This is a genomic window from Enterobacter cloacae complex sp. 2021EL-01169, assembly GCF_020733125.1.
In the GTDB taxonomy this organism is placed as follows: domain Bacteria; phylum Pseudomonadota; class Gammaproteobacteria; order Enterobacterales; family Enterobacteriaceae; genus Enterobacter; species Enterobacter roggenkampii.
Genome location: NZ_JAJFTC010000009.1, coordinates 64,046 through 90,317, shown reverse-complemented (window position 1 = coordinate 90,317; position 26,272 = coordinate 64,046). Strand labels below are relative to the sequence as shown.

The 26,272-nt window shown below is 58.5% G+C and carries 28 protein-coding genes; 22 read left to right on the top strand and 6 right to left on the bottom strand.

What is annotated here, in order from left to right; translation table 11 throughout:
• Nucleotides 1-2: 2 nt before the first annotated feature.
• The 3 genes from glgX to asd form a co-directional block, all read right to left on the bottom strand.
• The gene (gene glgX, locus LLF79_RS19440; protein WP_227880214.1) at nt 3-1,976 is read right to left on the bottom strand and encodes a glycogen debranching protein GlgX; all 1,974 of its coding nucleotides are present in this window, start codon (nt 1,974-1,976) and stop codon (nt 3-5) included.
• Nucleotides 1,973-4,159, bottom strand: coding sequence for a 1,4-alpha-glucan branching enzyme (gene glgB, locus LLF79_RS19435; protein ID WP_045416955.1), 2,187 nt, complete (start codon nt 4,157-4,159; stop codon nt 1,973-1,975). The genes glgX and glgB overlap by 4 nt, the downstream gene beginning before the upstream one ends.
• Before the next feature lie 248 nt (nt 4,160-4,407).
• Nucleotides 4,408-5,511 carry an aspartate-semialdehyde dehydrogenase gene (gene asd / locus LLF79_RS19430; protein WP_021242179.1) on the bottom strand — a complete coding sequence of 368 codons (1,104 nt, stop codon included), beginning with the start codon at nt 5,509-5,511 and terminating at the stop codon, nt 4,408-4,410.
• 177 nt (nt 5,512-5,688) lie between these two features.
• Here asd and yhgN point away from each other — a divergent pair, with 177 nt between their 5' ends.
• A complete protein-coding gene (gene yhgN, locus LLF79_RS19425; protein ID WP_003861574.1) occupies nt 5,689-6,282 on the top strand; it encodes an NAAT family transporter YhgN in 594 nt (197 codons plus the stop codon).
• A 136-nt stretch (nt 6,283-6,418) separates the two neighbouring features.
• Here the strand turns inward: yhgN and LLF79_RS19420 are convergent, their stop codons facing one another.
• Together LLF79_RS19420 and tusA are read right to left on the bottom strand one after the other, a co-directional pair.
• Nucleotides 6,419-6,679 (bottom strand): hypothetical protein, encoded by a 261-nt coding sequence (locus LLF79_RS19420; protein ID WP_039267160.1) that lies wholly within the window; start codon nt 6,677-6,679, stop codon nt 6,419-6,421.
• Nucleotides 6,680-6,723: 44 nt separating this feature from the next.
• Entirely contained in the window at nt 6,724-6,966 is a 243-nt protein-coding gene (gene tusA / locus LLF79_RS19415; protein ID WP_017693840.1) for a sulfurtransferase TusA, read from the bottom strand.
• Nucleotides 6,967-7,133: 167 nt separating this feature from the next.
• On the opposite strand from tusA, the gene LLF79_RS19410 reads away from it, so the two are divergent.
• Both LLF79_RS19410 and LLF79_RS19405 read left to right on the top strand, forming a co-directional pair.
• Nucleotides 7,134-7,799 (top strand): 7-cyano-7-deazaguanine/7-aminomethyl-7-deazaguanine transporter, encoded by a 666-nt coding sequence (locus LLF79_RS19410; RefSeq protein WP_023294732.1) that lies wholly within the window; start codon nt 7,134-7,136, stop codon nt 7,797-7,799.
• A 72-nt stretch (nt 7,800-7,871) separates the two neighbouring features.
• Nucleotides 7,872-8,429: a DcrB family lipoprotein gene (locus LLF79_RS19405; RefSeq protein ID WP_008503073.1), complete on the top strand. Its 558-nt coding sequence runs from the start codon at nt 7,872-7,874 to the stop codon at nt 8,427-8,429.
• A 4-nt stretch (nt 8,430-8,433) separates the two neighbouring features.
• Here LLF79_RS19405 and LLF79_RS19400 read toward each other — a convergent pair whose 3' ends face one another.
• Complete coding sequence (locus tag LLF79_RS19400; protein WP_045336722.1) at nt 8,434-9,651, bottom strand: MFS transporter; 1,218 nt, start codon at nt 9,649-9,651, stop codon at nt 8,434-8,436.
• A 145-nt stretch (nt 9,652-9,796) separates the two neighbouring features.
• On the opposite strand from LLF79_RS19400, the gene LLF79_RS19395 reads away from it, so the two are divergent.
• The 19 genes from LLF79_RS19395 to LLF79_RS19305 all read left to right on the top strand — a co-directional run bounded on the left by LLF79_RS19395 (nt 9,797) and on the right by LLF79_RS19305 (nt 26,272).
• Nucleotides 9,797-10,846 carry an AI-2E family transporter gene (locus tag LLF79_RS19395; protein ID WP_008503075.1) on the top strand — a complete coding sequence of 350 codons (1,050 nt, stop codon included), beginning with the start codon at nt 9,797-9,799 and terminating at the stop codon, nt 10,844-10,846.
• 336 nt (nt 10,847-11,182) lie between these two features.
• A complete protein-coding gene (locus LLF79_RS19390) occupies nt 11,183-11,572 on the top strand; it encodes a hypothetical protein (RefSeq protein ID WP_008503076.1) in 390 nt (129 codons plus the stop codon).
• A gap of 69 nt (nt 11,573-11,641) precedes the next feature.
• The gene (locus tag LLF79_RS19385) at nt 11,642-12,706 is read left to right on the top strand and encodes a class I SAM-dependent methyltransferase (RefSeq protein ID WP_227880212.1); all 1,065 of its coding nucleotides are present in this window, start codon (nt 11,642-11,644) and stop codon (nt 12,704-12,706) included.
• A gap of 68 nt (nt 12,707-12,774) precedes the next feature.
• Nucleotides 12,775-13,497 (top strand): beta-ketoacyl synthase chain length factor, encoded by a 723-nt coding sequence (locus tag LLF79_RS19380; RefSeq protein WP_039267162.1) that lies wholly within the window; start codon nt 12,775-12,777, stop codon nt 13,495-13,497.
• The gene (locus LLF79_RS19375) at nt 13,494-14,309 is read left to right on the top strand and encodes a 1-acyl-sn-glycerol-3-phosphate acyltransferase (RefSeq protein ID WP_008503080.1); all 816 of its coding nucleotides are present in this window, start codon (nt 13,494-13,496) and stop codon (nt 14,307-14,309) included. The genes LLF79_RS19380 and LLF79_RS19375 overlap by 4 nt, the downstream gene beginning before the upstream one ends.
• Complete coding sequence (locus LLF79_RS19370) at nt 14,290-14,547, top strand: phosphopantetheine-binding protein (RefSeq protein WP_008503081.1); 258 nt, start codon at nt 14,290-14,292, stop codon at nt 14,545-14,547. The genes LLF79_RS19375 and LLF79_RS19370 overlap by 20 nt, the downstream gene beginning before the upstream one ends.
• A gap of 12 nt (nt 14,548-14,559) precedes the next feature.
• The gene (locus LLF79_RS19365) at nt 14,560-14,811 is read left to right on the top strand and encodes an acyl carrier protein (RefSeq protein WP_008503082.1); all 252 of its coding nucleotides are present in this window, start codon (nt 14,560-14,562) and stop codon (nt 14,809-14,811) included.
• A 54-nt stretch (nt 14,812-14,865) separates the two neighbouring features.
• Nucleotides 14,866-15,405 (top strand): hypothetical protein, encoded by a 540-nt coding sequence (locus tag LLF79_RS19360; RefSeq protein ID WP_255642785.1) that lies wholly within the window; start codon nt 14,866-14,868, stop codon nt 15,403-15,405.
• The gene (locus tag LLF79_RS19355; RefSeq protein WP_023326243.1) at nt 15,398-16,759 is read left to right on the top strand and encodes an acyl-CoA synthetase; all 1,362 of its coding nucleotides are present in this window, start codon (nt 15,398-15,400) and stop codon (nt 16,757-16,759) included. The genes LLF79_RS19360 and LLF79_RS19355 overlap by 8 nt, the downstream gene beginning before the upstream one ends.
• The gene (locus LLF79_RS19350) at nt 16,746-17,099 is read left to right on the top strand and encodes a hydroxymyristoyl-ACP dehydratase (RefSeq protein ID WP_008503085.1); all 354 of its coding nucleotides are present in this window, start codon (nt 16,746-16,748) and stop codon (nt 17,097-17,099) included. The genes LLF79_RS19355 and LLF79_RS19350 overlap by 14 nt, the downstream gene beginning before the upstream one ends.
• Entirely contained in the window at nt 17,090-18,781 is a 1,692-nt protein-coding gene (locus tag LLF79_RS19345; protein WP_045353303.1) for a glycosyltransferase, read from the top strand. Before LLF79_RS19350 ends, LLF79_RS19345 begins: the two co-directional genes overlap by 10 nt.
• 3 nt (nt 18,782-18,784) lie before the next feature.
• Entirely contained in the window at nt 18,785-19,207 is a 423-nt protein-coding gene (locus LLF79_RS19340) for a thioesterase family protein (protein WP_008503087.1), read from the top strand.
• On the top strand, nt 19,204-19,809 hold the full coding sequence (locus tag LLF79_RS19335) for an outer membrane lipoprotein carrier protein LolA (protein ID WP_008503088.1): 606 nt from the start codon (nt 19,204-19,206) through the stop codon (nt 19,807-19,809). The genes LLF79_RS19340 and LLF79_RS19335 overlap by 4 nt, the downstream gene beginning before the upstream one ends.
• On the top strand, nt 19,778-22,102 hold the full coding sequence (locus LLF79_RS19330) for an MMPL family transporter (protein WP_227880206.1): 2,325 nt from the start codon (nt 19,778-19,780) through the stop codon (nt 22,100-22,102). The genes LLF79_RS19335 and LLF79_RS19330 overlap by 32 nt, the downstream gene beginning before the upstream one ends.
• Nucleotides 22,099-22,677 (top strand): DUF3261 domain-containing protein, encoded by a 579-nt coding sequence (locus tag LLF79_RS19325; RefSeq protein ID WP_008503090.1) that lies wholly within the window; start codon nt 22,099-22,101, stop codon nt 22,675-22,677. Before LLF79_RS19330 ends, LLF79_RS19325 begins: the two co-directional genes overlap by 4 nt.
• A gap of 1 nt (nt 22,678) precedes the next feature.
• Nucleotides 22,679-23,848 (top strand): beta-ketoacyl-[acyl-carrier-protein] synthase family protein, encoded by a 1,170-nt coding sequence (locus LLF79_RS19320; RefSeq protein ID WP_227880202.1) that lies wholly within the window; start codon nt 22,679-22,681, stop codon nt 23,846-23,848.
• The gene (locus LLF79_RS19315) at nt 23,845-24,318 is read left to right on the top strand and encodes a 3-hydroxy-fatty acyl-ACP dehydratase (RefSeq protein WP_008503092.1); all 474 of its coding nucleotides are present in this window, start codon (nt 23,845-23,847) and stop codon (nt 24,316-24,318) included. The genes LLF79_RS19320 and LLF79_RS19315 overlap by 4 nt, the downstream gene beginning before the upstream one ends.
• Nucleotides 24,315-25,046 carry a 3-ketoacyl-ACP reductase FabG2 gene (locus LLF79_RS19310; protein ID WP_008503093.1) on the top strand — a complete coding sequence of 244 codons (732 nt, stop codon included), beginning with the start codon at nt 24,315-24,317 and terminating at the stop codon, nt 25,044-25,046. Before LLF79_RS19315 ends, LLF79_RS19310 begins: the two co-directional genes overlap by 4 nt.
• Nucleotides 25,043-26,272, top strand: a complete 1,230-nt coding sequence (locus LLF79_RS19305; RefSeq protein ID WP_021242168.1) for a beta-ketoacyl-ACP synthase — start codon at nt 25,043-25,045, stop codon at nt 26,270-26,272. Before LLF79_RS19310 ends, LLF79_RS19305 begins: the two co-directional genes overlap by 4 nt.

Sequence of the window (26,272 nt, the reverse complement as noted above, 5' to 3'; positions counted from 1 at the left end):
TATCATCTTTGGAATACGCACACTCCGTGCGCAGGCCCGTGCCAGACAGCCATTACTACCGGATTATCCGCTCCGGCAAAGGGGGGAACGGCTCGCCACTCCCCGTCAGGTAAAACAATCTCTGCGACGTCATCCGTCGCGTTCAGCGTGACCAGCCATTTATCCGACAGCAGGATTTGCAGGCGTGGTACGCCGTGTTGCCACTCTTGCGCGCTTAACGGTTGCGCGTCTTTATTCAGCCAGCGAACGTTGCCGTCACCCTCTTCCCACCAGCTGTTGGCGGTCAGCGCGGGGATCTGCTGGCGAAGATGGATCAGCGCAGCGGTAAAATGAATCAGCCCGCTGTTGGCTTCACCCCAGTCGAGCCAGGTTAAGGTGTTGTCCTGGCAATAGGCGTTGTTGTTACCGTGCTGGCTGTGACCATGCTCGTCGCCTGCCAGCAGCATCGGCGTGCCCTGCGACAGTAAAAGCGTTGTCAGCAGCGCATGAACGCTGGCGCGTCGCCGCTCTATCACATCCAGACTTCCGCCTAACCCTTCTATACCATGATTAAAGCTATGGTTATTGTTAGTGCCATCGCGATTCTCTTCGCCATTCGCCTCATTGTGTTTCTGATTGAAACAAACGCAGTCCCTGAGCGTAAAACCGTCGTGCGCCGTCAACAGATTAACGGTGGCCGACGGGCGTTTGCCGTCGCGCTTAAAGAGATCGCTCGACGCGGCAAAGCGCCCGGCAAACTCCCCCAGCGACAGGTTCCGCTCCAGCCAGAAGCGGCGTACGGCGTCGCGGTAGTGGTCGTTCCACTCGGCAAACAGCGGCGGGAAATTCCCGACCTGATAACCGCCTTCACCAATGTCCCACGGCTCGGCAATCAGCTTCACCTGCGAGAGCACCGGACAGTTTTTTATCGCCTCAAACAATGGCGCCTGCTGGCTGAACGCCGGCGTGCGTCCCATGACGGGCGCCAGGTCGAAACGAAAACCGTCGACGTGGAACGTCTCCACCCAGTATTTCAGGCATTCATACGCAAAATGCGTGACCGCCGGATGGCTGAGATTGAGCGTGTTACCGCAGCCGGTCCAGTTCTCATAATCGCCATCGTGCCTGATCCAATAATAGCTACGGTTATCAATTCCGCGCATGGAGAGCGTCGGGCCGTCGAGATCGCTTTCTGCGCTGTGGTTCAGCACCACGTCCAGAATGACCTCAATGCCCGCCGCGTGGAGCGCCTTCACCGCATCGCGGAACTCTTCCCGCGCCTTTTCCGGATGGACGGCATAGCGCGGCTCGAGCGCGAACATCGCCAGCGGGTTATAGCCCCAGTAGTTGCTCAGCCCCAGCCGCTGCAGACGCGGCTCGCTGGCAAAATGGGCGACGGGGAGCAGTTCCAGGGCGGTGATGCCGAGGTGTTTCAGGTAGGCGATCATGGTGGGATGCCCGAGCGCCTTGTAGGTGCCGCGCATCTCTTTGGGGATCGACGGATGCAGGTACGTCAGCCCTTTGACGTGGGCTTCATAAATGACGGTCTTGCCCCACGGCGTCTGCGGCGGGGCATCGTCTTCCCAGTCATAAAGATCGTTCACCACCACGCTTTTTGGCGCGACGGGCGCGCTGTCGCGGTGGTCGGGCTCGCCGTAGCCCACGTGGAAGAGCGGATCATCTTTAAATTCGCCGTCCACGCGGTGCGCGCACGGATCAATCAGCAGCTTCGCCGGGTTAAACCAGTGCCCCTGCGCGGGATCCCACGGACCGTGAACGCGAAAGCCATAGTGCATACCGGGCCGTCCTCCGGCCAGGTAGCCGTGCCAGGTATCCCCCGTGCGCGCGGGTAAATCGTAACGGTGCTCGTTACCTTCCCCGTCAAACACGCACAGTTCAACCCGCTCGGCGTGAGCGGAAAAGAGGGCGAAGTTCACCCCTTTTCCGTCAAAATGCGCCCCGAGCGGTTCGGGTTTACCTGCCGTAAGCTGCGTCATTCGCCCTCCCGCATCAGCCAGATGGTGCCAAGCGGCGGCAGCGTCAGGCTCAGGGAGTTGGGTCGCCCGTGGCTTTCAATGGCGTCGCTCTGTACCAGCCCACCGTTACCGGCGTTGCTGCCGTGGTAGTGCATCGAGTCGGTATTCAGAATTTCGCGCCATTTGCCCGGCTGGTTAATGCCGAAGCGGTAATGTTCGCGCGGCACCGGCGTAAAGTTGCTGGCGACGATGATCTCGTTACCCGCTTTGTCACGACGCACAAAGACAAACACCGAGCGCTCGTGGTCGTCCACCACCAGCCATTCAAAGCCGTACGGATCGAAGTCGAGCTCGTGCAGCGCTTTGTGGTGGCGGTAGGTCAGGTTCAGATCGCGCACCAGACGCTGCACGCCGTGGTGCCAGTTGTCGCCGCCTTCCAGCAGATGCCAGTCGAGGCTGGCGTCGTGGTTCCACTCGCGACCCTGGGCGAACTCATTGCCCATGAACAGCAGTTTCTTGCCCGGGAAGGCAAACATCCAGCCGTAATAGGCGCGCAGGTTGGCAAACTTCTGCCACGCGTCGCCCGGCATGCGGTCGAGAATCGATTTTTTACCGTGTACCACTTCATCGTGCGACAGCGGCAACATGAAGTTTTCGGTGTAGTTGTAGAGCATCCCGAACGTCAGCTTATCGTGATGATACTTACGATGAACCGGATCCAGCTTCATGTAGTCGAGCGTGTCGTGCATCCAGCCCAGGTTCCATTTATACCAGAACCCCAGGCCGCCCAATGACGGCGGACGGGAGACGCCCGCAAAGTCGGTCGACTCTTCCGCCATGGTCACGGCACCGTCCACCTGCTCGCCGATAATGCGGTTGGTATTACGCAGGAATTCAATCGCTTCCAGGTTTTCGCGGCCGCCAAACTCGTTCGGGATCCACTCCCCCTCTTTGCGGCTGTAGTCGCGGTAGATCATTGACGCCACCGCATCCACGCGCAGGGCGTCAATGCCAAACCGCTCGATCCAGTACAGGGCATTCCCGACCAGGTAGTTTGAGACCTCACGGCGACCGTAGTTGTAGATCAGCGTGTTCCAGTCCTGGTGATAGCCCTCGCGCGGATCGCTATGCTCGTACAGCTTCGTGCCGTCAAACTCTGCCAGCGCAAAATCATCCGCCGGGAAATGGCCCGGCACCCAGTCGAGGATCACGTTCAGCCCGGCGGCGTGCGCGGCATCAATGAAATAGCGGAAGTCGTCGCGGGTGCCGAAGCGGCGGGTCGGCGCATACAGCCCGGTGGGCTGATAGCCCCAGCTGCCGTCGAACGGATGCTCGTTGACCGGCAGCAGCTCAAGGTGGGTAAAGCCCATCCATTTGGCGTATGGCACCAGCTGGTCGGCAAGCTCCCGGTAACTCAGCCAGAAGTTGTTATCGGTATGGCGGCGCCAGGAGCCGAGATGGACTTCATAAACGGATATTGGCGCATCAAAACGGTTGGCCTGTTTACGCTCCTCCGTCTGGACGACCTTCTCCGGCAGGCCGCAGATCAGCGACGCGGTATCCGGGCGCATCTGCGCTTCGAAGGCATACGGGTCGGCTTTAATGCGCAGCTTGCCGTGGGCGTCGATCATCTCGAACTTATAAAGCTGCCCGTGGTGCGCCCCGGGGATAAACAGCTCCCAGATGCCGGTTTCCCGACGCAGGCGCATCGGGTGACGGCGGCCGTCCCAGTAGTTGAACTGGCCGACAACGGAGACGCGCTGGGCATTGGGCGCCCACACGGAGAACCGCGTGCCGGTGATGCCGTCCATGGTATCGGCATGGGCACCCAGCGTTTCATAAGGACGCAGATGGGTCCCCTCGGAGAGCAGCCAGGCATCCATCTCTTTAAGCAGAGGGCCGAAGCTGTAGGGATCGTCAATCAGGTTCTGCTGGCCGTGCCAGAGAACGGCGAGCTGATAGCGAAAAGGGTTTTTACGACGGGGCATCACGCCCGAGAAGAAGCCACGGGAATCGAGGCATTCAAGGTTACCGACTTTGCGGCCGGTTTTGGGTTCAATCACCCAGACTTCTGTGGCATCCGGCAACAGGGCACGAACTTCCAGACCTGCCTCAGTACGGTGCATCCCAAGCACAGAAAAGGGGTCAGCGAAATGACCCGCAATAAGCGCATTAATCACGTCTCTATCCACACGATCGGACATGGTATTCATCCTGTTTTTATGTCGTCCTTTTTAAGCGCTCCGGGACGACTTTTAATGTGACCTGAACGGGACAGCACAAAAATGTGCATCCATTCTGCTCCGTTCGAACCTCAGGTAAGAAATGACTCTTCCTTAAAGCATAGCCAACGCTCTAAATGACTCCTGATAAAAAATAAGACATACGCGTGTTACTCCATGTAGTACGCAAAAAAAAGGGGTGAAAATCACCCCCGGTATTTAACAAATTATTACGCCAGCTGGCGCAGCATGCGGCGCAGCGGCTCAGCGGCGCCCCACAGGAGCTGGTCACCAACGGTGAACGCGGAGAGATACTCCGGCCCCATGTTCAGCTTACGCAGACGGCCAACCGGCGTGGTCAGCGTGCCGGTCACCGCTGCCGGGGTCAGCTCGCGCATGGTGATATCGCGATCGTTTGGCACCACTTTCGCCCACGGGTTGTGCGCGGCCAGCAGCTCTTCCACGGTCGGAATAGACACATCTTTTTTCAGTTTAATAGTGAAAGCCTGGCTGTGGCAGCGCAGCGCGCCGATACGCACGCACAGACCGTCAACCGGAATGGTGTTCGCGGTATTGAGGATTTTGTTGGTCTCGGCCTGGCCTTTCCACTCTTCGCGGGTCTGGCCGTTATCCAGCTGTTTGTCGATCCATGGGATCAGGCCGCCGGCCAGCGGTACGCCAAAGTTATCCACCGGCAGCTCGCCGCTGCGGGTCAGCTCGGTCACTTTACGCTCGATATCCAGAATAGCCGACGCCGGGTTTGCCAGCTCGGTCGCAACGCTCTGGTGCAGCTGGCCCATCTGGGTCAGCAGCTCGCGCATGTGACGCGCGCCGCCGCCGGACGCCGCCTGGTAGGTCGCCACGGAGACCCACTCCACCAGATCCTGCGCGAACAGGCCGCCGAGGGACATCAGCATCAGGCTGACGGTGCAGTTACCGCCAACAAAGGTTTTTACGCCGTTGTTCAGGCCATCGGCGATCACGCCCTGGTTAACCGGGTCGAGAATGATAATGGCATCGTCTTTCATGCGCAGCGACGAGGCCGCGTCAATCCAGTAGCCCTGCCAGCCGCTTTCACGCAGCTTTGGATAGATTTCGTTGGTATAATCGCCGCCCTGGCAGGTCACAATAATGTCGAGTGCCTTCAGCGCTTCCAGATCGTAAGCATCCTGCAACGTGCCTGTGGTACCACCAAAGGACGGAGCAGCCTGGCCGAGCTGAGAAGTGGAGAAGAAGACCGGGCGGATAGCGTCGAAATCGCGCTCTTCAACCATGCGTTGCATGAGTACAGAGCCGACCATACCGCGCCAGCCGATAAAACCAACGTTTTTCATAGCATTTTTTTCCTGCTGAGGGTGTGTGCTGATTGTGCAAGCCAGTATTGAACTGGGATATGCTTCACATTACAAAATGCTGCCAAAGTCGCAAGCGAAATTAATCGATGATTGTCCGGCAATCAGAAATACAGCTAATTATCATAATAACCTTAGAGAAATTCAGGGATAATTTACATGAGTGAAATCATTTCCGCAGCGGTTTTATTGATCCTGATAATGGATCCCCTGGGTAACCTGCCGATATTCATGTCGGTGTTGAAGCACACCGAGCCGAAGCGCCGTCGGGCGATCATGATCCGCGAGCTGCTCATCGCCCTGCTGGTGATGTTTATCTTCCTGTTTGCGGGTGAAAAAATCCTCGCCTTCCTGAACCTGCGCGCTGAAACCGTGTCGATTTCCGGCGGGATTATTCTGTTCCTGATTGCGATTAAGATGATTTTCCCGAGCGCGGAAGGCAGCAGCAGCGGCCTGCCTGCGGGTGAAGAGCCGTTTATTGTGCCGCTGGCGATCCCGCTCGTCGCGGGGCCAACCATTCTGGCGACGCTGATGCTGCTGTCGCACCAGTATCCGAACCAGATGAGCCATCTGGTCATTGCCCTGCTGATTGCCTGGGGCGGGACGTTTATCATCCTGCTGCAGTCGTCCCTGTTCCTGCGCCTGCTGGGCGAAAAAGGGGTAAACGCGCTGGAGCGCCTGATGGGGCTCATTCTGGTCATGATGGCAACGCAGATGTTCCTGGATGGGATCAGGGCGTGGATGAAAGGATGACGTTCTCCCTCTCCCTGTGGGAGAGGGCATCAGGCCGCAGAGGCCGTATTCTTGCCGGGTGGCGGCTTCGCCTTACCCGGCCTACAACGGCTCTAGTCCCGTAGGTCGGGTAAGCGTTAGCGCCACCCGACTTTTTTCACAGTGGCAAGATGCCTTCATTTGTACGCAACCAGCGCGGTGCTTTCAACATACCGCTATACAGCCCAACTAAGCCTTGCAAAAAATCTCCAGCCACTCTTTCATCACTTTCTGAAAGTGAACGAGCCAACAGCAACTGCGTTAATAGCGGGCAATAGCTTCCCAACTGTTCAACTTCCGGTTCGAAGGCAGGGACGTCCAGAGGCAGGTCATCTACCGTTAAACTCGCTTTTAAATATTCAGGAACAGGTTCAAGCATGGGTGCGGCCTGATACCCTCAACCTCCCCCCAAATAAGTGAGGGCTACCCCTTACGAATCAAATACCGGTACGGCAGCGTTTCCGTCTGCTGCGCCACCAGCTCATGCTCCATAAAGGTACAAAAACCGGGAATGTCGCGCGTGGTGGCAGGGTCGTCGGCAACGATCAGCAGCGTTTCACCGGTCTGCATGTTGCGCACGGTTTTACGTACCATCATTACCGGTTCCGGGCAGCGAAGGCCCTGGGCATCAAGAGTGTGGTCTGGGCTGGAAAACAGGTCGGTCATGATCTTCTCGGTCAGGTAAAAACGGCTGTAGTTTACGCCCCGTTGCGGTCAATGCAAACCAGGTTAACGATTGCGTAAAAACTAACCATTGCAATGTCCCGCCAAAGCAGTATCATGCTGCGGTTTTTATTGGGTTCCCTCACCCCAACGTATAAAAAGGTCACAATATGACGCAGTTTTCTCAATCACAGCGCGTAAAAGCGTTGTTCTGGCTTTCGCTTTTCCATTTGCTGGTGATCACCTCCAGCAACTATCTGGTGCAGCTCCCTATCTCCATCTTTGGTTTTCATACCACCTGGGGCGCGTTCAGTTTTCCGTTTATTTTCCTCGCCACCGATCTGACCGTGCGTATTTTTGGCGCACCGCTGGCTCGCCGCATTATTTTTGCGGTCATGCTCCCGGCGCTGTTCATCTCGTACGGGGTTTCGTCCCTGTTTTATATGGGAAGCTGGCAGGGTTTTGAGGCGTTAACCCACTTCAACCTGTTTGTCGCCCGTATCGCCGCAGCAAGCTTTATGGCCTACGCGCTGGGGCAGATTCTGGACGTGCACGTGTTTAATCGCCTGCGTCAGAATCATCGCTGGTGGATGGCACCCACCGCCTCCACGCTGTTCGGTAACGTGAGCGATACGCTGGCCTTCTTCTTCATCGCCTTCTGGCGTAGCCCGGATGCGTTCATGGCCGAACACTGGATGGAAATCGCGCTGGTGGACTACTGCTTCAAGGTGCTCATCAGCATTGTGTTCTTCCTACCCATGTACGGCGTGCTGCTGAATATGCTGCTGAAAAGGCTGGCAGATAAATCTGAAATCACGGCATTGCAGGCTGGTTAAGGGTTCGCTTTATCAGTTGTGATAAGATGAGCGAATGAGCCGTTATGGCCGTTTATCGAAAGGAAGAAGTCAATGCGCAATCTGGTTAAATATGTCGGGATTGGCCTGCTGGTTGTGGGTCTTGCAGCCTGTGATAACAGCGACACGAAAACGCCTGCTCAGGGCGCATCCGCAGAAAGCAATGCGACCGGCCAGCCGGTGAATCTGATGGATGGCAAACTTAGCTTCTCTCTGCCAGCCGATATGACTGACCAGAGCGGCAAGCTGGGCACTCAGGCGAACAACATGCACGTTTACTCCGACGCAACCGGGCAGAAAGCGGTCATTGTGATTGTGGGCGACGACACCAGCGAAGATCTGGCCGTCCTGTCCAAACGTCTGGAAGATCAGCAGCGCGGCCGCGACCCGCAGCTGCAGGTCGTGACCAACAAATCCATCGAGCTGAAAGGCCATAAGCTGCAGCAGTTGGACAGCATCATCTCTGCGAAAGGCCAGACCGCTTACTCCTCTGTCGTGCTGGGCAAGGTCGATAACAAACTCCTGACCCTGCAGATCACCCTGCCAGCGGAAGATCAGCAGAAAGCGCAGACGGCTGCTGAAAACATCATTAACACCATCGTAATCCAGTAACGTTTCACGATGATGACGTGGCCTCCGGTGCCTGCACCGGGGGCCATTTTTTTAGCCGCCACGTCAGCAGCAATGCCATCATGACCAGGCCGGCCGCGGCAAGATAGATCACCGGCACGCCCGCCCGGGCCATCACCAGTCCCGCCAGCGGGCCGGTAATGCCTAACGACATATCCATAAATACCGTATAGGTCGCCAGCGCCGCCCCTTGGTTCTGCTGCGGCACCGCTTTCACCGCGACCACGCCCAGCGCCGGAAAGACCAGTGAAAAACCGGCTCCCGCGAGAAATACGCCCATTTTCGCCATCCAGGGCGCGCTGGCTACGCCGGTCAACAGCAGCCCGACAATCTCTACCGCAAAGCAGATCGTCGCCACGTTCAGCCCGCCCAGACGGTTGATGCCGTTAGGGAAAAGCAGGCGCGCACCAACAAACGCACAGCTGAACAGGGTTAACGCAAAGGCCGCGCCGTCCCAGCCTTTGGCGTCATAGAACAGGGTAATGAAGGTGGCGATGACACCGAAGCCGGTGGTCGCCAGCGCCAGCGCCATCCCGTATGGCCAGACCCGCCCGAGCACCGCCCGGAACGGCAGCGGCTTGCCCTTGCTGGCCTTCACTGTCGGGCGCGGCAGCGCAAACAGTATCGCCACAAGCGCGACCGCCATAATGGTGACGGCCAGGCCATACAGCCCACCAAAGGCATAGCAGGCCACGCCAAGCGGCGCGCCGAGCGCCATCGCGCCGTAGGTGACAATCCCGTTCCAGGAGATCACCCGACCAATGTGTGGCGTCCCGACAACCCCCACGCCCCAGAGCGTCGAGCCGGTTCCCGCCAGGCTTTGCCCGATACCGAGGATGACGCGGCCCAGGCAGAGCAGCGCCAGGCTGACCAGCGGCCAGTGGCTGGCTGAGGCAGCCAGCAGGTAGCTCAGACCACTGAGGAAGCAGCCGCACAATCCCACCACCACGATGCTTTTTGGACCGAACGTGTCCGCGTAGCGCCCGGCATGTGGGCGGCTCAGGAGCGTGGCGAAATACTGCAGGCTAATCACCAGCCCCGCCCAGAAGGCACTGAAGCCCATCACGTCATGGACATAGCCCGGCAGAACCGCCAGCGGCAGGCCGATGGTGAGATAGCTGGCAAAGTTAAAAATCACAACGGAAACGATGCGCAGATTGAGGCGCAGTCCGCTCAGTGCCGGTTCAGCGGCAGGTTCGGGCATGGGGTTCTACCTGGATTTTTTACAACAGTGTTTCACTATTACCACGCCCCAATAAGAAAATCAGCAGCGACTTTCAGATTAACGGTGCCAGACGAAGCGAGGCCCGGGCACTACACTTACCGGGTCATCACATTAAGGAACGCGCATGATCGCTAACCCGTCCGACAAAGCAGGACTCCACATCTTATTAAAGCTCGCCTGTCTGGTGGTTATCCTTGCGGGTATCCATGCGGCCGCCGACATCATAGTTCAGCTCCTGCTGGCGCTCTTTTTTGCCATTGTGCTTAATCCTCTGGTCACCTGGTTTCTGCGCCGGGGCGTTAGCCGCCCGGTAGCCATCACTATCGTCGTCATCGTGATGCTGATTGCCCTGACGGCGCTCTTCGGCGTGCTGGCGGCCTCGCTGAGTGAATTCTCCACCATGCTGCCGCAGTACAACAAAGAGCTGACGCGGAAGATCGTCGCACTCCAGGAGATGGTGCCTTTCCTTAATCTGCATATCTCACCCGAACGGATGCTGCGCAGGATGGACTCCGAGAAGGTCATGACCTACGCCACCACCTTGATGACGGGGCTTTCCGGCGCGATGGCCAGCATTCTGCTGCTGGTCATGACGGTGGTGTTTATGCTGTTTGAAGTCCGTCACGTCCCCTATAAGCTGCGCTTTGCACTGAATAACCCACAAATTCACATTGCTGGCTTACACCGGGCGCTGAAGGGCGTCTCTAAATATCTGGCGCTGAAAACGCTGCTGAGCGTCTGGACCGGGATCATCGTCTGGCTGGGGCTGATGCTGATGAACGTGCAGTTCGCGCTGATGTGGGGCGTGCTGGCGTTTCTGCTGAACTACGTGCCCAACATTGGCGCGGTGCTTTCCGCCGTGCCGCCGATGATTCAGGCGTTTCTGTTTAACGGTTTCTACGAATGTATGCTGGTCGGCGCGTTATTTCTCGTCGTGCATATGGTGCTGGGCAATATTCTCGAACCACGCATGATGGGGCACCGGCTCGGCATGTCGACGCTGGTCGTCTTTTTATCCTTACTGGTTTGGGGATGGCTGCTGGGCCCGGTCGGTATGCTGCTCTCGGTCCCCCTGACCAGCGTGTGTAAGATCTGGATGGAGACCACCAAAGGCGGCAGCAAGCTGGCCATTTTGCTCGGGCCGGGAAGGCCGAAAAGCCGGTTGCCTGGGTAGCTGACCTACCTTTATAGGTAGGTTTAAACCGCCAATAATCCGCCTTAAATTACCGCGTTCATTACCTGACGCGGTATTTTTATTTGCGTTAAGGAAATATTAATTCTGTTTTTGTTTACGTCGGTCGCATTACGTTGAAACGCAAATCATGATTTAACGCAAATTAAAAAAAATGAAATTGTTAATTATTTTCCATGTTATTATGCCCGCCTTCGCGTCAACGTAATGCAAACCTTAATATTGATTAAAAAAACATCTGGCACATAAGAAACGCCGGATAAATATTATTTGTAAAAACCACTACCTTTAATTGTTATTATTGATATGGAGTTGTTGATGAAAAAGATCGTTAAATGGTGTGCTGCCGCCGTATTCGTTGGCGCACTGGCAGGCTGTGCGCGTACTGCCCCAATCGCTCAGGTTCACTCTACTGTGAGCGCGGGTCATACCGCCGACCAGGTAAAAACCGCGATTTTGAAAGCAGGACAAAAACGTGACTGGATCATGACGGAAGCCGGTCCGGGCGTTATCAAAGGTCGTCTGCAGGCGCGCGACCACTCGGTCGACGTTCGTATTCCTTATTCCGCAACAAGCTATTCCATTAACTACGAAAGCAGTATGAACCTGAAAGCGGCTGACGGTAAAATTCACAAAAATTATAACCGTTGGGTGAATAACCTCGACCACGATATTCAGCTGAACCTCTCCGCGGGCGCCGCACTGTAATATTTTTCTAAAGTCGGGCCGCATATGGCCCGATAACCCTTATTTCTTGCCCTGAAAGGTTACGCAGCAATGTACGAAAAGGATACGCTCAGCGCACTGGATGCCATTACCGAAGCGCAACGCATCGCTTTTGCTCCGATGTTATTTCAGACCGCGCTTTGTCTGCGTAACTCAGGCATTCTCGCCTGGCTCGATAAACAAGGTAAAGAGGGTGCCAGCCTCGAGGAAATAACCGAACACAGCACGCTCGGCAGCTATGCCGTCAGCGTACTGCTGGATATGGGATTAAGCGGGCGGATCGTTACCCAACAGCATGGACGTTATTTTCTGGCGAAAGTGGGCCACTTTTTACTGCACGATGAAATGACCCGCGTAAATATGGATTTCACTCAGGACGTTTGTTACAAAGGGCTATTTCACCTGGCGGACGCCCTGAAGGAAGAAAAACCTGCGGGATTAGCGGTGTTTGGCAACTGGCCAACCATCTATCCGGCATTATCCCAATTACCGGCTCAGGCGAAAGAGAGCTGGTTCGCCTTTGATCATTACTATTCCGACGCCGCGTTTGACGCCGCTTTGCCATATATATTCGCAAGCTCGCCGACAAAATTGTACGATGTGGGCGGAAATACGGGTAAATGGGCGTTACGCTGCTGCCGCTATGACGAAAATGTTGCCGTGACGATCCTCGACCTGCCGCAGCAGATAGCGCTGGCGCAGGAAAACATCGCAAAAGCAGGTTTTTCTCATCGTATTGGATTCCATGCTGTCGATATGCTTAGCCCAGCAGCCTTGCCGGGTGAGGCCGACGTCTGGTGGATGAGCCAGTTTCTGGATTGTTTCTCTCCGGATCAGATTGTCGCCATGCTGACGCGCGTCGCACAGGTCATGAAGCCAGGCGCACGTTTGTGCATCATGGAGCTTTTCTGGGATGCCCAGAAGTTTGAAGCGGCCTCTTTCAGCCTGAATGCCACCTCGCTCTATTTCACCTGTATGGCGAATGGCAATAGCCGGTTTTACAGCGTAGAGGCGTTTTATCGTTACCTGGAGAGCGCAGGTTTCAGCGTTGAACAGCGTCTGGATAACCTTGGGGTCGGTCATACCCTGCTGATATGCACCAAACGTGAACAATAGAGCAGCTTAGCTGCCCGGGTGGCCAGGTCTGCCCTTTGAATACGGTTTTTTTTCGCGGACGCGCGTAGATGAAATTTTCACTGAACATTATCGACTGGCAGGCGAGAGCCCCAGGACTCAGCGATGCCACAGAGTGGCAGGCGTGGTCACGCCTGCAGCTGCCCGTCGATCCAGCGGCCCCGCTTCCCCGGCTGACCGCTTTACCCATGATGACCGCGCGCCGCCTCAATTCAGGCAGTAAGCTGGCGGTGGACATTGGTCTCGCTATGCTGCAACACCACGCCATTGATGCCGTCGTCTATTCCAGCCGCCACGGCGAGCTGGAGCGCAACTACCGTATTCTGCATGCTCTGGCGACGGGGCAATCCGTATCGCCTACCGACTTCGCCATGTCCGTGCACAACTCGGCGGTGGGCAATCTCACGATTACCGCACGCCAGGCAATCGTCTCGTCATCCATTTCTGCCGGGCTGGACACCTTCCAGCAGGCATTATGTGAAGTCCTGAGCCTGCTGCAGGCGGGCTACTCCCGCGTCTTGCTGGTCGATTTTGACGGCGCACTGCCGGAATTTTACCACCCAGCGTTACCGCACCAGATGCCCAACTGGCCCTACGCGCTGGCGCTGGTGATTGAATCCGGCAAGGAATTGCAGTGTGAAACCCGCAGCGGCAGCACGGGGGATGAACCCGCCCTTCCGCAAAGCCTGGTGTTCCTGCAACGCTATCTCAGCGAGGCACGCCAGTTTGTGGTACCCGGCGAACGTTTGCTGTGGCAATGGACGCGCGCATGAACCGCCTGACTGCCCGAATTAACTGGTTATGGCGTCTGGTGATGACCGGATTCTGCTTCGTGCTGTTTGGCGTGGGCGGGCTGCTGCTGTCACTGGTATGGTTCAACCTGCTGCTGATCGTCCAACGCGACCGCACCAACCGCCGTCGCCTTGCGCGGCGCAGCATTGCGGCCAGCTTCCGCTTCTTCCTGACCGTTGCCCGTGGCCTCGGGGTACTGGACTATCGCATTCACAATCTTGACGCCCTGCGCAACGATCGGGGTTGTCTGGTGGTGGCTAACCACCCCACGTTAATTGACTACGTGATTCTGGCATCGGTGATGCCAGAAACCGACTGTCTGGTGAAAAGCGCGCTGCTGCGCAATCCGTTTGTCAGCGGCGTCATCCGCGCGGCGGATTACCTGATTAACAGCGAAGCCGAGCCTCTGCTGGCTGCAAGCCAGCAGCGGCTGGCTCAGGGCGACACGCTGTTAATCTTCCCGGAAGGCACACGTACCCGGTCTGGCGAAGCTATTTCCCTCCAGCGCGGCGCAGCAAATATCGCCGTGCGCTGTAACAGCGATCTGCGGGTGGTGCTGATCCACTGTAGCGAACATCTGCTGGATAAAAAAAGTCGCTGGTATGATGTGCCGCCAGAAAAACCTGTCTTCACCGTGGATGTCCGCGACCGCGTGAACATCGACGAATTTTACGATGCAAATGAACAAGAACCGGCGCTGGCGGCAAGGCAGTTAAACCGGCATCTACAGCATCGATTAACATCAGGCCTTCAATCTTTGTCAGGAATTAATGATGCAAGCGCTTTATCTTGAAATTAAGAATCTCATTATCACCACGCTGAATCTGGACGAGCTTACCGCAGAGGATATTGATACCGATGCCGCGCTGTTTGGCGATGGGCTGGGTCTCGACTCTATCGACGCGCTGGAACTGGGTCTGGCCGTGAAAAACCAGTATGGCGTGGTGCTTTCCGCTGAAAGCGAAGAGATGCGCCAGCACTTCTTTTCCGTCGCCACGCTGGCGTCCTTTATCAACGCTCAACGCGCCTGAGATGTGATCACGATGACCGAACAAGAAACCATTTATCAGGAAGTCTGTGGCCTTCTGACCCGACTGTTTGAAATCGACCCGCAGGATATTACCCCTGAAGCCCGTCTTTACGAAGACCTGGAGCTGGACAGCATTGATGCGGTGGACATGATTGTTCATCTGCAGAAGAAAACGGGCAAGAAAATCAAGCCGGAAACCTTCAAATCGGTTCGTACCGTTCAGGATGTGGTAGACGCCGTCGAACAGCTTCTGCGCGAAGAGTAAGACGTCGTGCGCGGCGGACGGACATTCCCGATCATCCCACTTCTGACGGGGTTGATGCTGCTGGCGTGGCCCTTCCTGATTGGATTTGGGCTGGCGCATAACAGCCTGCAGTGGCTATTACCCGTGATGGCTCTGGTGTTACTGCTGCGGCTGCGTCAGGCGCAGCGGAACACAAGCCCGATGCGGTATGTGGTGCAGTGCGTGGCGCTGGCGGGGATCGCCCTCTGCACGGCAAGCTACCTGCTGAAAGCCCACCAGTGGCTGCTGCTCTACCCGGTGGTCGTCAACCTTGTCATGCTGGCCGTGTTTGGCGGTTCGCTGTGGACAGCGATGCCGCTTGTCGAACGACTGGCGCGCTTGCGCGAGCCAAACTTGCCCCCGGAGGGCGTGCGCTATACCCGTAAGGTGACCCTCGTCTGGTGCGGTTTTTTCGTCGGCAACGGCACGATGGCGCTGTTTACCGTCCTCCACGGCGACATGCATATGTGGACGCTATGGAACGGTATGGTGGCTTACATCCTGATGGGGATGCTGATGGCAGCAGAGTGGCTGGTGCGCCAGCGGGTGATAAAAAAAGAGATGCACAATGACTAACCCCCTTCCGCTGGGCCAGTGGTTAAATGCGCCGCGCCCTGACGACACGCCTGTTGCCTGGCTTGACGATCGTACCTGGACGCTGGGCCAGTTGCGCCACGATGTAACCTTACTGGTCGAGACCCTGCGTCAGCAGGAAGGCGAGCGCTGGGCGCTGTGCTTTGAAAACAGCTACCTGTTTATTGTTGCGCTGCTGGCCTCGCTGCATGCCGGTAAAACACCGGTCATTCCCGGCCATAGCCGCGTCTCGCAGCTTGAAGAACAGCAATCTTTGTTTAGCGGCGTTCTGAGCGATCGAACGCTTGGTTTTCATGGGAAACAGATTGTGGTGGCCTCCAGCCACCAGACAGCCAGCCACTGGGTGCCTCTGCCGGCCATTGACGAAAACCGCTTCGTTGAACTGTTCACCTCAGGCTCCACGGGCACGCCGCGCCGGGTGGTTAAGCACATCGTCAGTCTGGATCGCGAAGCCCGCCTGCTGGCTAACCGCTTTGGTGAGCGTCTGGCCGGATGCAGCATTGTGGCCTCGGTCGTACCGCAACATCTGTATGGCCTGACATTCCGTATCGTCTTGCCGATGGCGCTGGGCCTGCCGCTGCATGCCGCGATGCTCTATTACGCAGAACAGCTGGCCGCTCTGCCTCCTGACAGGCAATACCTGTTCATCAGCAGCCCGGCGTTCCTGAAGCGCCTGGATACCGAGCTTGCCGCGCCGCCCGTCAGGATGCTGATTTCAGCAGGTGGAATGCTGCCCTGGCGTGACGTCTCGACCACCTCCGGCTGGCTTAACCTTTGGCCGGATGAAATTTATGGCAGTACCGAAACCGGGATCCTCGCCTGGCGCCATCGTCAGGAGGATAACGTGCCCTGGCTACCGTTCCCCGGCGTGATCTTCCATCAGGAAGATGACGCCTGTCGCGTTACGTCGCCACTGATCCATGAGCCAGAGGGGCTCCAGCTCGACGATATCCTGCACTTCGACAGCGAGGGGCTTTTCAGCATCGCCGGTCGCCGCGGGCGGGTGGTCAAAATTGAAGAAAAACGCATCTCGCTTAACGAGATCGAACGCCGCCTGCTGGAGCTCGACGGTATTTGCGAAGCGGCCGCACTGCCGGTCACGCGCGGGGGTCGTCAGGGGATTGGCGCCCTGCTGGTTCTGGATGAAACGGCCCGTCAGCGCGGGTATGTGCAGGATAAAAAAGCGCAGGAGTTCGCCTGGCGTCGCGCCCTACTGCCGTGGCTTGAACCTGTCGCGGTGCCGCGCTACTGGCGCATCGTTGATGAAATGCCGGTAAACAGTATGAACAAGCGTGTCTATGCGCAGTTAGAGGAGTTATTTCATGAAAATTCATGAAATTGAGCGCCACCAGACACAGCCGGAGAAGCTGGAGATCGTTTTGCATCTCGACGCAACGCTGTTCTGGTTTCAGGGCCATTTCGCCGTACAACCGCTGCTGCCCGGCGTTGCGCAGCTTGACTGGGTGATGCACTACGCCACGACGTTACTGGCACCGGGCTATCGCTTTCACAGCATTCAAAACGTGAAGTTTCAGGCACCCCTGCTGCCGGAAACCACGGTGACGCTGATGCTTGAGTGGCATGCCGAACGTCAGATGCTGACCTTCAGCTATCAACGCCATGCCGGGGCTGAGCGCCACACCGCCAGCAGCGGGAAAATTCGTCTATGTCAGTAATCTTTCGTCCCTGCGTGCTGATCCCGTGCTACAACCACGGCGCGATGATTGCCAGCGTATTGTCACGTCTCGCGCCGTTCGGCCTGCCGTGCCTGGTGGTGGATGACGGCAGCGACGCAGTCACCCGTCAGGAGCTTGAGCGCCTGGCGGCGGCGGAGCCACAGATGACGCTGGTTCGTCTGGCGCAAAACGCCGGAAAAGGTGCCGCGGTCATCAGAGGGCTGGAGGAGTGCGCGCGGACGGGTTACACCCACGCCGTGCAGGTGGATGCGGACGGTCAACACGCCATTGAAGATATCCCCAAACTGCTGGCGCTGGCGGAGCGCCACCCGGACGCGCTGATTTCCGGCCAGCCCATTTACGATGACTCTATTCCGCGCTCCCGACTTTACGGACGCTGGATCACCCACGTTTGGGTGTGGATTGAAACCTTATCGCTGCAGCTTAAAGACAGCATGTGCGGCTTTCGGGTCTATCCGGTTTCACCCACGCTGCGGCTGGCCGCGCGCGAACCGCTCGGCAAGCGGATGGACTTTGACACCGAAGTGATGGTTCGTCTCTACTGGCAGGGCAACACCAGCGTCTTTCTGCCCACGCGCGTGACCTATCCGCAGGACGGTTTGTCCCACTTCGACGCGCTAAAAGATAACGTGCGGATCTCCCTGATGCATACCCGGCTCTTCTTCGGCATGCTGCCCCGCATGCCCGGCCTGCTTTTCCGTCGACGCCGCCAGCACTGGGCGCAGCAGGACGAGGTCAAGGGTCTGTGGGGGATGCGCCTGATGCTGCGCGTCTGGGAACGGCTGGGTCGGCGGGCCTTTACCGTGCTGTTGTGGCCGGTTATCGGCGTGTACTGGCTTATCGCGCGTCCGGCGCGGCAGGCCTCGCGGCAGTGGATGGCGAGAGTGAAGCAAGAACTGCGTCAGCGGAGCATGCCTGTTCCCTCACGGCTTAACAGCTTTTTCCATTTCATGCGCTTCGGCAACGCGATGCTGGATAAAGTCGCCAGCTGGCGCGGCGAGCTGAAGCTTCATCGCGATATTGTCTTTGCCCCCGGCGCGAGCGAAGCGTTAAACATCGCGGCTCCACAGGGCAAACTGCTGCTGGCCTCGCACCTTGGCGACGTAGAGGCCTGCCGGGCCCTGGCTCAGCTGGAAGGCAGTAAAATCATCAACGCCCTGGTTTTCAGCGAGAACGCCCAGCGCTTTAAGCAAATCATGAGCGAAATGGCGCCCGAAGCTGGCGTGAATTTGATGTCGGTCACCGACATCGGCCCGGACACCGCCATTGCCATCAAAGAGAAGCTTGAGCGCGGTGAATGGGTCGCGATTGTGGGGGATCGCATCGCGGTGAATCCGCAGCGCGGCGGCGAATGGCGCGTGATCTGGAGCCGATTCATGGGCCAGCCTGCACCGTTCCCACAGGGGCCGTTTATCCTGGCCTCCATCCTCCGCTGCCCGGTGGTGCTGATTTTCGCCCTGCGCCAGCAGGGTAAGCTCGTCCTGCACTGCGAGCCGTTTGCCGACCCGCTGCGCCTGCCGCGCGGTGAACGCCAGCAGGCACTGCAAGATACCGTCGATCGCTATGCGCAGCGGCTGGAACATTACGCCCTCATGTCGCCGCTCGACTGGTTTAATTTTTTCGATTTCTGGCATCTGCCAGAGTCCAGTGAGAAGGAGTAAAGGGTGCTGACCGATCCCCGCTTTACGACTGAAGTCGAGATCACCGTTCCGTTCCACGACGTCGATATGATGGGCGTGGTCTGGCACGGTAACTATTTCCGCTACTTTGAGATCGCCCGCGAGGCGCTGCTCAATCAGTTTGATTATGGCTATCGCCAGATGAAGGCCTCCGGCTACGTCTGGCCCGTCGTCGACACCCGGGTGAAATACCGCGATGCGGTGACCTTTGAGCAGCGTATTCGCGTCCGCGCGCACATTGAAGAGTATGAAAACCGCCTGCGCATTGCCTATCAAATTTTCGATGCGCAGACCGGCAAACGCACGACCACCGGTTACACCATTCAGGTGGCGGTGGAAGAAGCGACCCGCGAAATGTGCTTTGTAAGCCCGGCAATACTGTTTGAACGTATGGGAGTAACACCATGAAATGGTTGCCTTTACTGGCGCTGATCGTCAGCCCGCTGGTCAGCGCCGTGACGCTGGATGAGCTGCAGCAGCGCTTCACCGAGCAGCCCGTGGTGCGCGCGCATTTCGAACAGGTTCGCACGATAAAAGATATGCCGCAGCCGCTGCGCTCGCAGGGCGAAATGCTGATCGCCCGCGACAGCGGCCTGCTGTGGGATCAAAAAGCGCCGTTTCCGATGACGCTCCTGCTGGACGACAAGCGGATGGTTCAGGCGATTAACGGCCAGCCGCCGCAAACCATCACTGCCGACAATAATCCGCAGATGTTCCAGTTCAACCATCTTCTGCGCGCCCTGTTCCAGGCGGACCGCAAGGTGCTGGAAGAGAACTTCCGCATCGATTTTAAAGACCTGGGAGCGGGCCGCTGGTCGCTGGTGCTTACGCCAAAAACGACGCCGCTGGACAAGATTTTCGCCACCCTCGATCTGGGGGGCGCGACCTATCTGGAAACGATTCGCCTCAACGACAAACAGGGCGACCGTACCGATATCGCCCTTTCTCGCCACCAACTGACGCCCGCCAGCCTGACCGATGACGAACGCCAACGCTTTGCCGCACCGTAAATCCCTGCGCCCGGCGCTGCTGTGGGCCACGCTATGCCTGATTCTGCTGGGCGTGTTGCTGTCGCTGCTGCCCGGCGCGCGACTGAACAGCAGCGTGCTGGCCATGCTGCCGAAGCAGACGCTGGGGGCTATCCCGCCGGCGCTCAACGACGGGTTTATGCAGCGTCTCGACCGCCAGCTGGTCTGGCTGGTCAGCCCCGGCAAAGAGCCGGATCCGCGCGTGGCACAGCAGTGGCTGGCGCTGCTGCAAAGCACTGATTCGCTCAGCGAGGTCAAAGGCCCGATGGACGCCGCCGGGCAAAAGGCCTGGGGAGAGTTCTTCTGGCAGCACCGAAATGGCCTGATTGACCCCGCCACCCGCGCCCGCCTGCAAAACGGCGGAGAAGCGCAGGCGCAGTGGATTTTATCTCAGCTCTATTCGGCCTTTTCCGGCGTCAGCGGCAAAGAGCTGCAAAACGATCCCCTGATGCTGATGCGCGGCTCGCAGCTCGCTCTGGCGCAAAACGGCCAGAAGCTGCGGCTGATGGACGGCTGGCTGGTCGCAAAAGATGAGGCGGGAAACTACTGGTATCTGCTCCACGGCGAGCTGGCGGGCTCATCATTTGATATGCAGCAGACCCACCGGCTTGTGACGACGCTTAACGTGCTGCAGGAGACGCTGAAAGCCCGCTACCCTCAGGCACAGCTGCTTTCCCGCGGGACCGTGTTCTACAGCGATTACGCCAGCCAGCAGGCCAAACGTGATGTTTCGACGCTGGGTATCGCCACCCTGCTTGGCGTGTTCCTGCTCATCGTGGCGGTGTTCCGCTCTCTGCGCCCGCTGCTGCTGAGCGTGCTCTCCATTGCCATCGGCGCGCTGGCGGGGACGGTGGTGACGCTGCTGCTCTTTGGCGAGCTGCACCTGATGACGCTGGTGATGAGCATGAGCATCATCGGAATTTCGGCAGACTACACGCTTTACTACCTGACCGAACGGATGGTACACGGCGCGGAGCATACTCCCTGGCAAAGCCTGGCCAAAGTTCGCAATGCGCTGCTGCTGGCGCTGCTGACGACCGTCGCCGCCTACCTGATTATGATGCTGGCCCCCTTCCCCGGGATCCGCCAGATGGCGGTGTTCGCTGCCGTGGGACTCAGCGCCTCCTGCCTGACGGTGATTTTCTGGCATCCGTGGTTGTGCCGGGGTTTGCCGGTGCGCCCGGTTCCCTTTATGGTCCTGCTGTTGCGCTGGCTGGCCGCCTGGCGACGCAGTAAAAAACTGTCAATTGGTCTTCCCATCGCGCTGGCGCTGCTCTCCGCCGTGGGAATAAGCACGCTGAAGGTGGACGACGACATCGCCCAGCTGCAGGCGCTGCCGAAAGATATTCTGGCGCAGGAGAAGGCCATTACCGCCCTGACCGGACAGAGCGTGGATCAGAAATGGTTTGTGGTTCATGGCGCTTCGCCTCAGCAAACGCTGGAGCGGCTGGAAGCCTTTACCCCGGCGCTGGCAGAGGCGCAGAAAGCGGGAGAAATTACCCGCTGGCGCACCCTGCCGCTGAACTCACTGGCCCGTCAGAAAAGCGATCTTACGCTGCTGCAAAACGCCGCGCCTGCGGTAACGAACGTGCTGAAAAGCGCAGGGCTCAACGCCGTCTCCCCGAATCTGGACGCCATGCCGGTCAGCGTGGACGCGTGGCTTAAAAGCCCGGCCAGCGAAGGCTGGCGTCTGCTCTGGCTGACCCTGCCCGACGGTCAAAGCGGCGTGCTCGTACCGGTGGACGGCGCAAAAAACAGCGCGGCCCTCGGCGAGCTGGCCGCGCGCCATGACGGCGTCGTCTGGGTCGATCGCAAAGCCAGTTTTGACACCCTGTTTGCCCTCTACCGCACGCTGCTGACGGGGCTCCTGTTTGCCGCGCTGGGGGTGATTGCCTGCGGGGCGATGGTGCGCCTCGGCTGGCGTAAGGGGCTGATAAGCCTGGTGCCGTCCGTGCTCTCGCTGAGCTGCGGGCTGGCAGTACTGGCCGCAACGGGCCACCCGGTAAACCTGTTTTCACTGCTGGCGCTGGTGCTGGTGCTCGGCATTGGCATTAACTACACGCTGTTTTTCAGCAACCCGCGCGGCACGCCGCTGACCTCGATGCTGGCGATTACGCTGGCGATGATGACCACGCTGCTGACGCTGGGCATGCTCGTCTTCAGCGCCACGCAGGCCATCAGCAGCTTTGGTATCGTGCTGGTGAGCGGTATTTTTACCGCCTTCCTGCTGGCGCCGCTGGCGATGCCGGATAAGAAAGAGAGAAAACGTAAATGAACGCTTTTTACCGCGCCGTCGCGCTAACCGCGGCGCTGCTGCTGGCAGGCTGCAGCCATTCGACCGATACCCAAGAGACGCGTCCCCAGGCCTGGCTCCAGCCGGGAACCCGCGTTACGCTCCCACCGCCCGGCATTAGCCCGGCGGTAAGCTCCCAGCAGCTGCTGACCGGCAGCTTTAACGGGCAAACGCAGTCCCTGCTGGTGATGCTCAACGCGGATGCGCATAAAGTGACGCTGGCCGGGCTCTCTTCCGTGGGCATTCGTCTGTTCCTGGCGACGTACGATGAGACCGGTATTCATACCGAGCAGTCGATCGTTGTGCCGCAGTTGCCGCCCGCCAGCCAGGTGCTGGCCGACGTGATGCTCAGCCACTGGCCGATTAGCGCCTGGCAGCCGCAGTTGCCGAAGGGCTGGACGCTGACTGACACGGGCGATCGGCGCGAACTGCGTAACGCCAGCGGCAAGCTGGTGACGGAGATTGTCTACCTGCAGCGTAAAGGCAAGCGCGAGCCGATCAGCATCGAGCAACACGTTTTTAAATACCACATCACCATTCAATATCTGGGTGACTGAGATGATTTATATTTCCGCTGTTGGCATGGTCAACGCGCTGGGCAACTCGCATGATGAAATCGCTGCTAACCTGGTGACGGGCGTAGCGCCGGGTATGCATGCCCGAACCGGCTGGTTACAGGGTTCACCCGACGCCGTGCTGGGCGGTGTGGAAGGCGAACTGCCGCCCATCCCGGAAACGCTGTCCGCTCACCGCACCCGCAACAACCAGCTTCTGCTGGCCGCGCTGGCGCAGATTCAGTCGACCGTCGACGAGGCTATCGCCCGCGTCGGCCGCGATCGCGTGGCCGTGGTGCTGGGGACCAGCACCTCTGGGCTGGATGAAGGCGATGAGCACGTGCAGCGCATGACCCATGGCGCAGCGAGCACGCACTGGCAGTACCCGCAGCAGGAGCTCGGCGATCCGTCCCGCTTCCTCGCCAACTGGCTTCAGCTCGAAGGCCCGGCCTATACGATCTCGACAGCCTGCTCTTCCAGCGCGCGGGCGATGATCGGCGGCAAACGTCTGATTGAAGCCGGGCTGGTGGACATTGCCATTGTTGGCGGAGCAGATACCCTGAGCCGGATGCCCGTCAACGGGTTTAACAGCCTTGAATCCTTCTCCCCTACGCTCTGCGAGCCTTTTGGTCGCGACCGTCGGGGGATCACCATCGGTGAAGCCGCCGCGCTGATGGTGCTTAGCCGTGAGCCCGCGGACGTGGCGCTGCTCGGGACGGGTGAATCCAGCGATGCGTACCATATTTCCGCTCCGCATCCGCAGGGCGAAGGGGCGATCAGGGCCATCACGCAGGCGCTCAACGAAGCGGGTATGCAGCCGGAGGATATCGGCTACATCAACCTGCACGGCACGGCCACGCCGCTTAACGATCAGATTGAATCGCAGGTGGTACACGATCTCTTTGGGGAGAGCGTGCCCTGTAGCTCTACCAAACACCTTACCGGCCATACGCTGGGCGCTGCCGGTATCACCGAAGCGGCCCTGAGCTGGCTGATTCTGACGCGCGATCTGCCCTTACCGCCGCAGGACTTCACCCGCTACGCACCGGACGACACGCTGGCGCCGTGCGGTCTGCTGCACCAGCGCACAGCGCTGACAAAGCCGGTCATTCTGTCTAACTCGTTCGCGTTTGGCGGCAACAACGCCAGTATTCTGCTGGGGAGAGCGTCATGAGCTACTTATCACCCGAAGCCTATTTGCCGCACGATGCGCCCATGATGTTGCTGGAGTCCGTTGAGAATGTGACGGACGACATGGCGGTATGCCGCGTCGCGATAGACAGACAAAGCGTGCTGGCACCCTTTCTGAATGCCGATGGCGACCTGCCGGGCTGGTACGCGCTCGAGCTGATGGCGCAGACCGTCGGCGTCTGGTCCGGCTGGCATCGCCAGCAGCAGGGGCAGGAGCATATTGCGCTGGGCATGGTGCTCGGCGCGCGTGAACTGATCTGCGCCAGCGGGCGTTTCGCCGCAGGCTTGACGCTGGACATCACCGTTAAGCTGCTGATGCAGGACGAACGCTTCGGCAGTTTTGAATGCGCAATTTCCGCTAATGAAGAGACGCTGGCCACGGGCCGGGTCAACACCTTCCAGCCAAGCGCAGAAGAATTAACCTCGCTTTTTAATCAGGGATCTAACGCATGAGTCGTTCCGTACTGGTCACCGGGGCCAGCAAAGGCATAGGGCGCGCCATCGCCCGCCAGCTTGCCGCCGACGGGTTTACCGTAGGCGTGCATTACCATCGTGATGCTGCAGGCGCGCAGGAGACGCTGGACGCCATCACGCAGGCGGGCGGCAACGGCCGTTTACTCTCGTTTGATGTGGGCAACCGCGAGCAGTGCCGCGAGGTGCTGGAACAGGACATTGAAGCCCATGGCGCATGGTATGGCGTGGTCAGCAACGCGGGTATCACCCGCGATGGCGCCTTTCCGGCATTGAGTGAAGACGACTGGGACAGCGTGATCCACACCAATCTCGACAGTTTTTATAACGTCATTCACCCCTGCATTATGCCGATGATTGGCACCCGTAAAGGGGGACGCATTATCACCCTATCGTCCGTGTCCGGCGTGATGGGTAACCGCGGGCAGGTGAACTACAGCGCGGCAAAAGCGGGCATTATCGGTGCCACCAAAGCGCTGGCGATTGAGCTGGCAAAACGCAAAATCACCGTGAACTGCATTGCACCGGGGCTGATTGATACCGGAATGATTGAAATGGAAGAGGCCGCGCTGAAAGAAGCGATGTCCATCATTCCAATGAAACGCATGGGCCAGGCTGAGGAGGTCGCCGGGCTCGCAAGCTATCTGATGTCAGATATTGCGGGTTACGTCACCCGCCAGGTCATTTCCATTAACGGAGGAATGCTATGACGCGTCGCGTGGTGATTACGGGCATGGGCGGCGTGACCGCCTTTGGCGAAAACTGGCAATCCGTGTCCAGCAGGCTGCTGGCGTATGAAAACGCGGTGCGTAAAATGCCGGAATGGCAGGTCTATGATGGCCTGCACACCCTGCTGGGCGCGCCGATTGATGACTTCACGCTGCCGGAACATTATACCCGCAAACGGATCCGCGCCATGGGCCGCGTGTCGTTGATGTCGACCCGCGCCACCGAGCTGGCGCTGGAGCAGGCGGGGCTGATTGGCGAGGCGGTGCTCACCAATGGGCAAACGGGTATCGCGTATGGCTCATCCACAGGCAGTACCGGGCCCGTCAGCGAATTCGCCACTATGCTCACCGAAAAGCACACCAATAACATCACCGGCACAACCTACGTGCAGATGATGCCGCACACCACCGCGGTGAATACCGGACTGTTCTTTGGATTACGTGGCCGCGTCATCCCGACCTCAAGCGCCTGTACGTCCGGCAGCCAGGCAATTGGCTACGCCTGGGAGGCGATTCGTCACGGCTATCAGACCGTTATGGTTGCGGGGGGCGCTGAGGAGCTGTGTCCGTCTGAAGCGGCGGTGTTTGACACGCTGTTTGCCACCAGCCAGCGTAACGATGAACCCAAAACCACCCCTTCGCCATTTGATACGCAGCGCGATGGTCTGGTGATTGGGGAAGGCGCGGGCACCCTGATACTCGAAGAGCTGGAGCATGCCAAAGCGCGCGGGGCCACTATCTACGGCGAAATCGTGGGCTTTGCCACTAACTGTGATGCGGCCCATATCACCCAGCCTCAGCGTGAAACCATGCAGATTTGTATGGAGCAGTCGCTGGCCATGGCGGGATTAAGCGCCCTGGATATGGGGTATATCTCCGCACACGGTACTGCCACCGATCGCGGTGATATTGCTGAAAGCCAGGCCACTGCCGCCATCTATGGTGACAACGTGCCGATTTCATCGCTGAAGAGCTATTTTGGCCACACGCTCGGAGCCTGCGGCGCGCTGGAAGCATGGATGAGTTTACAGATGATGCGTGAAGGCTGGTTTGCCCCGACACTCAATTTAAGGCAACCGGATGAGCAATGTGGTGCTTTAGATTATATTATGGGAGAAGCCCGCCAGATCGATTGCGAGTACCTGCAGAGCAATAACTTCGCGTTTGGCGGCATCAACACCTCGATTATCATTAAACGCTGGGCGTAA

Coding starts and splice junctions, on each gene's coding strand:
- glgX (WP_227880214.1), bottom strand. CDS start 1,976: ATGACGCAGCTTACGGCAGGTAAACCCGAACCGCTCGGGGCGCATTTT.
- glgB (WP_045416955.1), bottom strand. CDS start 4,159: ATGTCCGATCGTGTGGATAGAGACGTGATTAATGCGCTTATTGCGGGT.
- asd (WP_021242179.1), bottom strand. CDS start 5,511: ATGAAAAACGTTGGTTTTATCGGCTGGCGCGGTATGGTCGGCTCTGTA.
- yhgN (WP_003861574.1), top strand. CDS start 5,689: ATGAGTGAAATCATTTCCGCAGCGGTTTTATTGATCCTGATAATGGAT.
- LLF79_RS19420 (WP_039267160.1), bottom strand. CDS start 6,679: ATGCTTGAACCTGTTCCTGAATATTTAAAAGCGAGTTTAACGGTAGAT.
- tusA (WP_017693840.1), bottom strand. CDS start 6,966: ATGACCGACCTGTTTTCCAGCCCAGACCACACTCTTGATGCCCAGGGC.
- LLF79_RS19410 (WP_023294732.1), top strand. CDS start 7,134: ATGACGCAGTTTTCTCAATCACAGCGCGTAAAAGCGTTGTTCTGGCTT.
- LLF79_RS19405 (WP_008503073.1), top strand. CDS start 7,872: ATGCGCAATCTGGTTAAATATGTCGGGATTGGCCTGCTGGTTGTGGGT.
- LLF79_RS19400 (WP_045336722.1), bottom strand. CDS start 9,651: ATGCCCGAACCTGCCGCTGAACCGGCACTGAGCGGACTGCGCCTCAAT.
- LLF79_RS19395 (WP_008503075.1), top strand. CDS start 9,797: ATGATCGCTAACCCGTCCGACAAAGCAGGACTCCACATCTTATTAAAG.
- LLF79_RS19390 (WP_008503076.1), top strand. CDS start 11,183: ATGAAAAAGATCGTTAAATGGTGTGCTGCCGCCGTATTCGTTGGCGCA.
- LLF79_RS19385 (WP_227880212.1), top strand. CDS start 11,642: ATGTACGAAAAGGATACGCTCAGCGCACTGGATGCCATTACCGAAGCG.
- LLF79_RS19380 (WP_039267162.1), top strand. CDS start 12,775: ATGAAATTTTCACTGAACATTATCGACTGGCAGGCGAGAGCCCCAGGA.
- LLF79_RS19375 (WP_008503080.1), top strand. CDS start 13,494: ATGAACCGCCTGACTGCCCGAATTAACTGGTTATGGCGTCTGGTGATG.
- LLF79_RS19370 (WP_008503081.1), top strand. CDS start 14,290: ATGCAAGCGCTTTATCTTGAAATTAAGAATCTCATTATCACCACGCTG.
- LLF79_RS19365 (WP_008503082.1), top strand. CDS start 14,560: ATGACCGAACAAGAAACCATTTATCAGGAAGTCTGTGGCCTTCTGACC.
- LLF79_RS19360 (WP_255642785.1), top strand. CDS start 14,866: ATGCTGCTGGCGTGGCCCTTCCTGATTGGATTTGGGCTGGCGCATAAC.
- LLF79_RS19355 (WP_023326243.1), top strand. CDS start 15,398: ATGACTAACCCCCTTCCGCTGGGCCAGTGGTTAAATGCGCCGCGCCCT.
- LLF79_RS19350 (WP_008503085.1), top strand. CDS start 16,746: ATGAAAATTCATGAAATTGAGCGCCACCAGACACAGCCGGAGAAGCTG.
- LLF79_RS19345 (WP_045353303.1), top strand. CDS start 17,090: ATGTCAGTAATCTTTCGTCCCTGCGTGCTGATCCCGTGCTACAACCAC.
- LLF79_RS19335 (WP_008503088.1), top strand. CDS start 19,204: ATGAAATGGTTGCCTTTACTGGCGCTGATCGTCAGCCCGCTGGTCAGC.
- LLF79_RS19330 (WP_227880206.1), top strand. CDS start 19,778: ATGACGAACGCCAACGCTTTGCCGCACCGTAAATCCCTGCGCCCGGCG.
- LLF79_RS19325 (WP_008503090.1), top strand. CDS start 22,099: ATGAACGCTTTTTACCGCGCCGTCGCGCTAACCGCGGCGCTGCTGCTG.
- LLF79_RS19320 (WP_227880202.1), top strand. CDS start 22,679: ATGATTTATATTTCCGCTGTTGGCATGGTCAACGCGCTGGGCAACTCG.
- LLF79_RS19315 (WP_008503092.1), top strand. CDS start 23,845: ATGAGCTACTTATCACCCGAAGCCTATTTGCCGCACGATGCGCCCATG.
- LLF79_RS19310 (WP_008503093.1), top strand. CDS start 24,315: ATGAGTCGTTCCGTACTGGTCACCGGGGCCAGCAAAGGCATAGGGCGC.
- LLF79_RS19305 (WP_021242168.1), top strand. CDS start 25,043: ATGACGCGTCGCGTGGTGATTACGGGCATGGGCGGCGTGACCGCCTTT.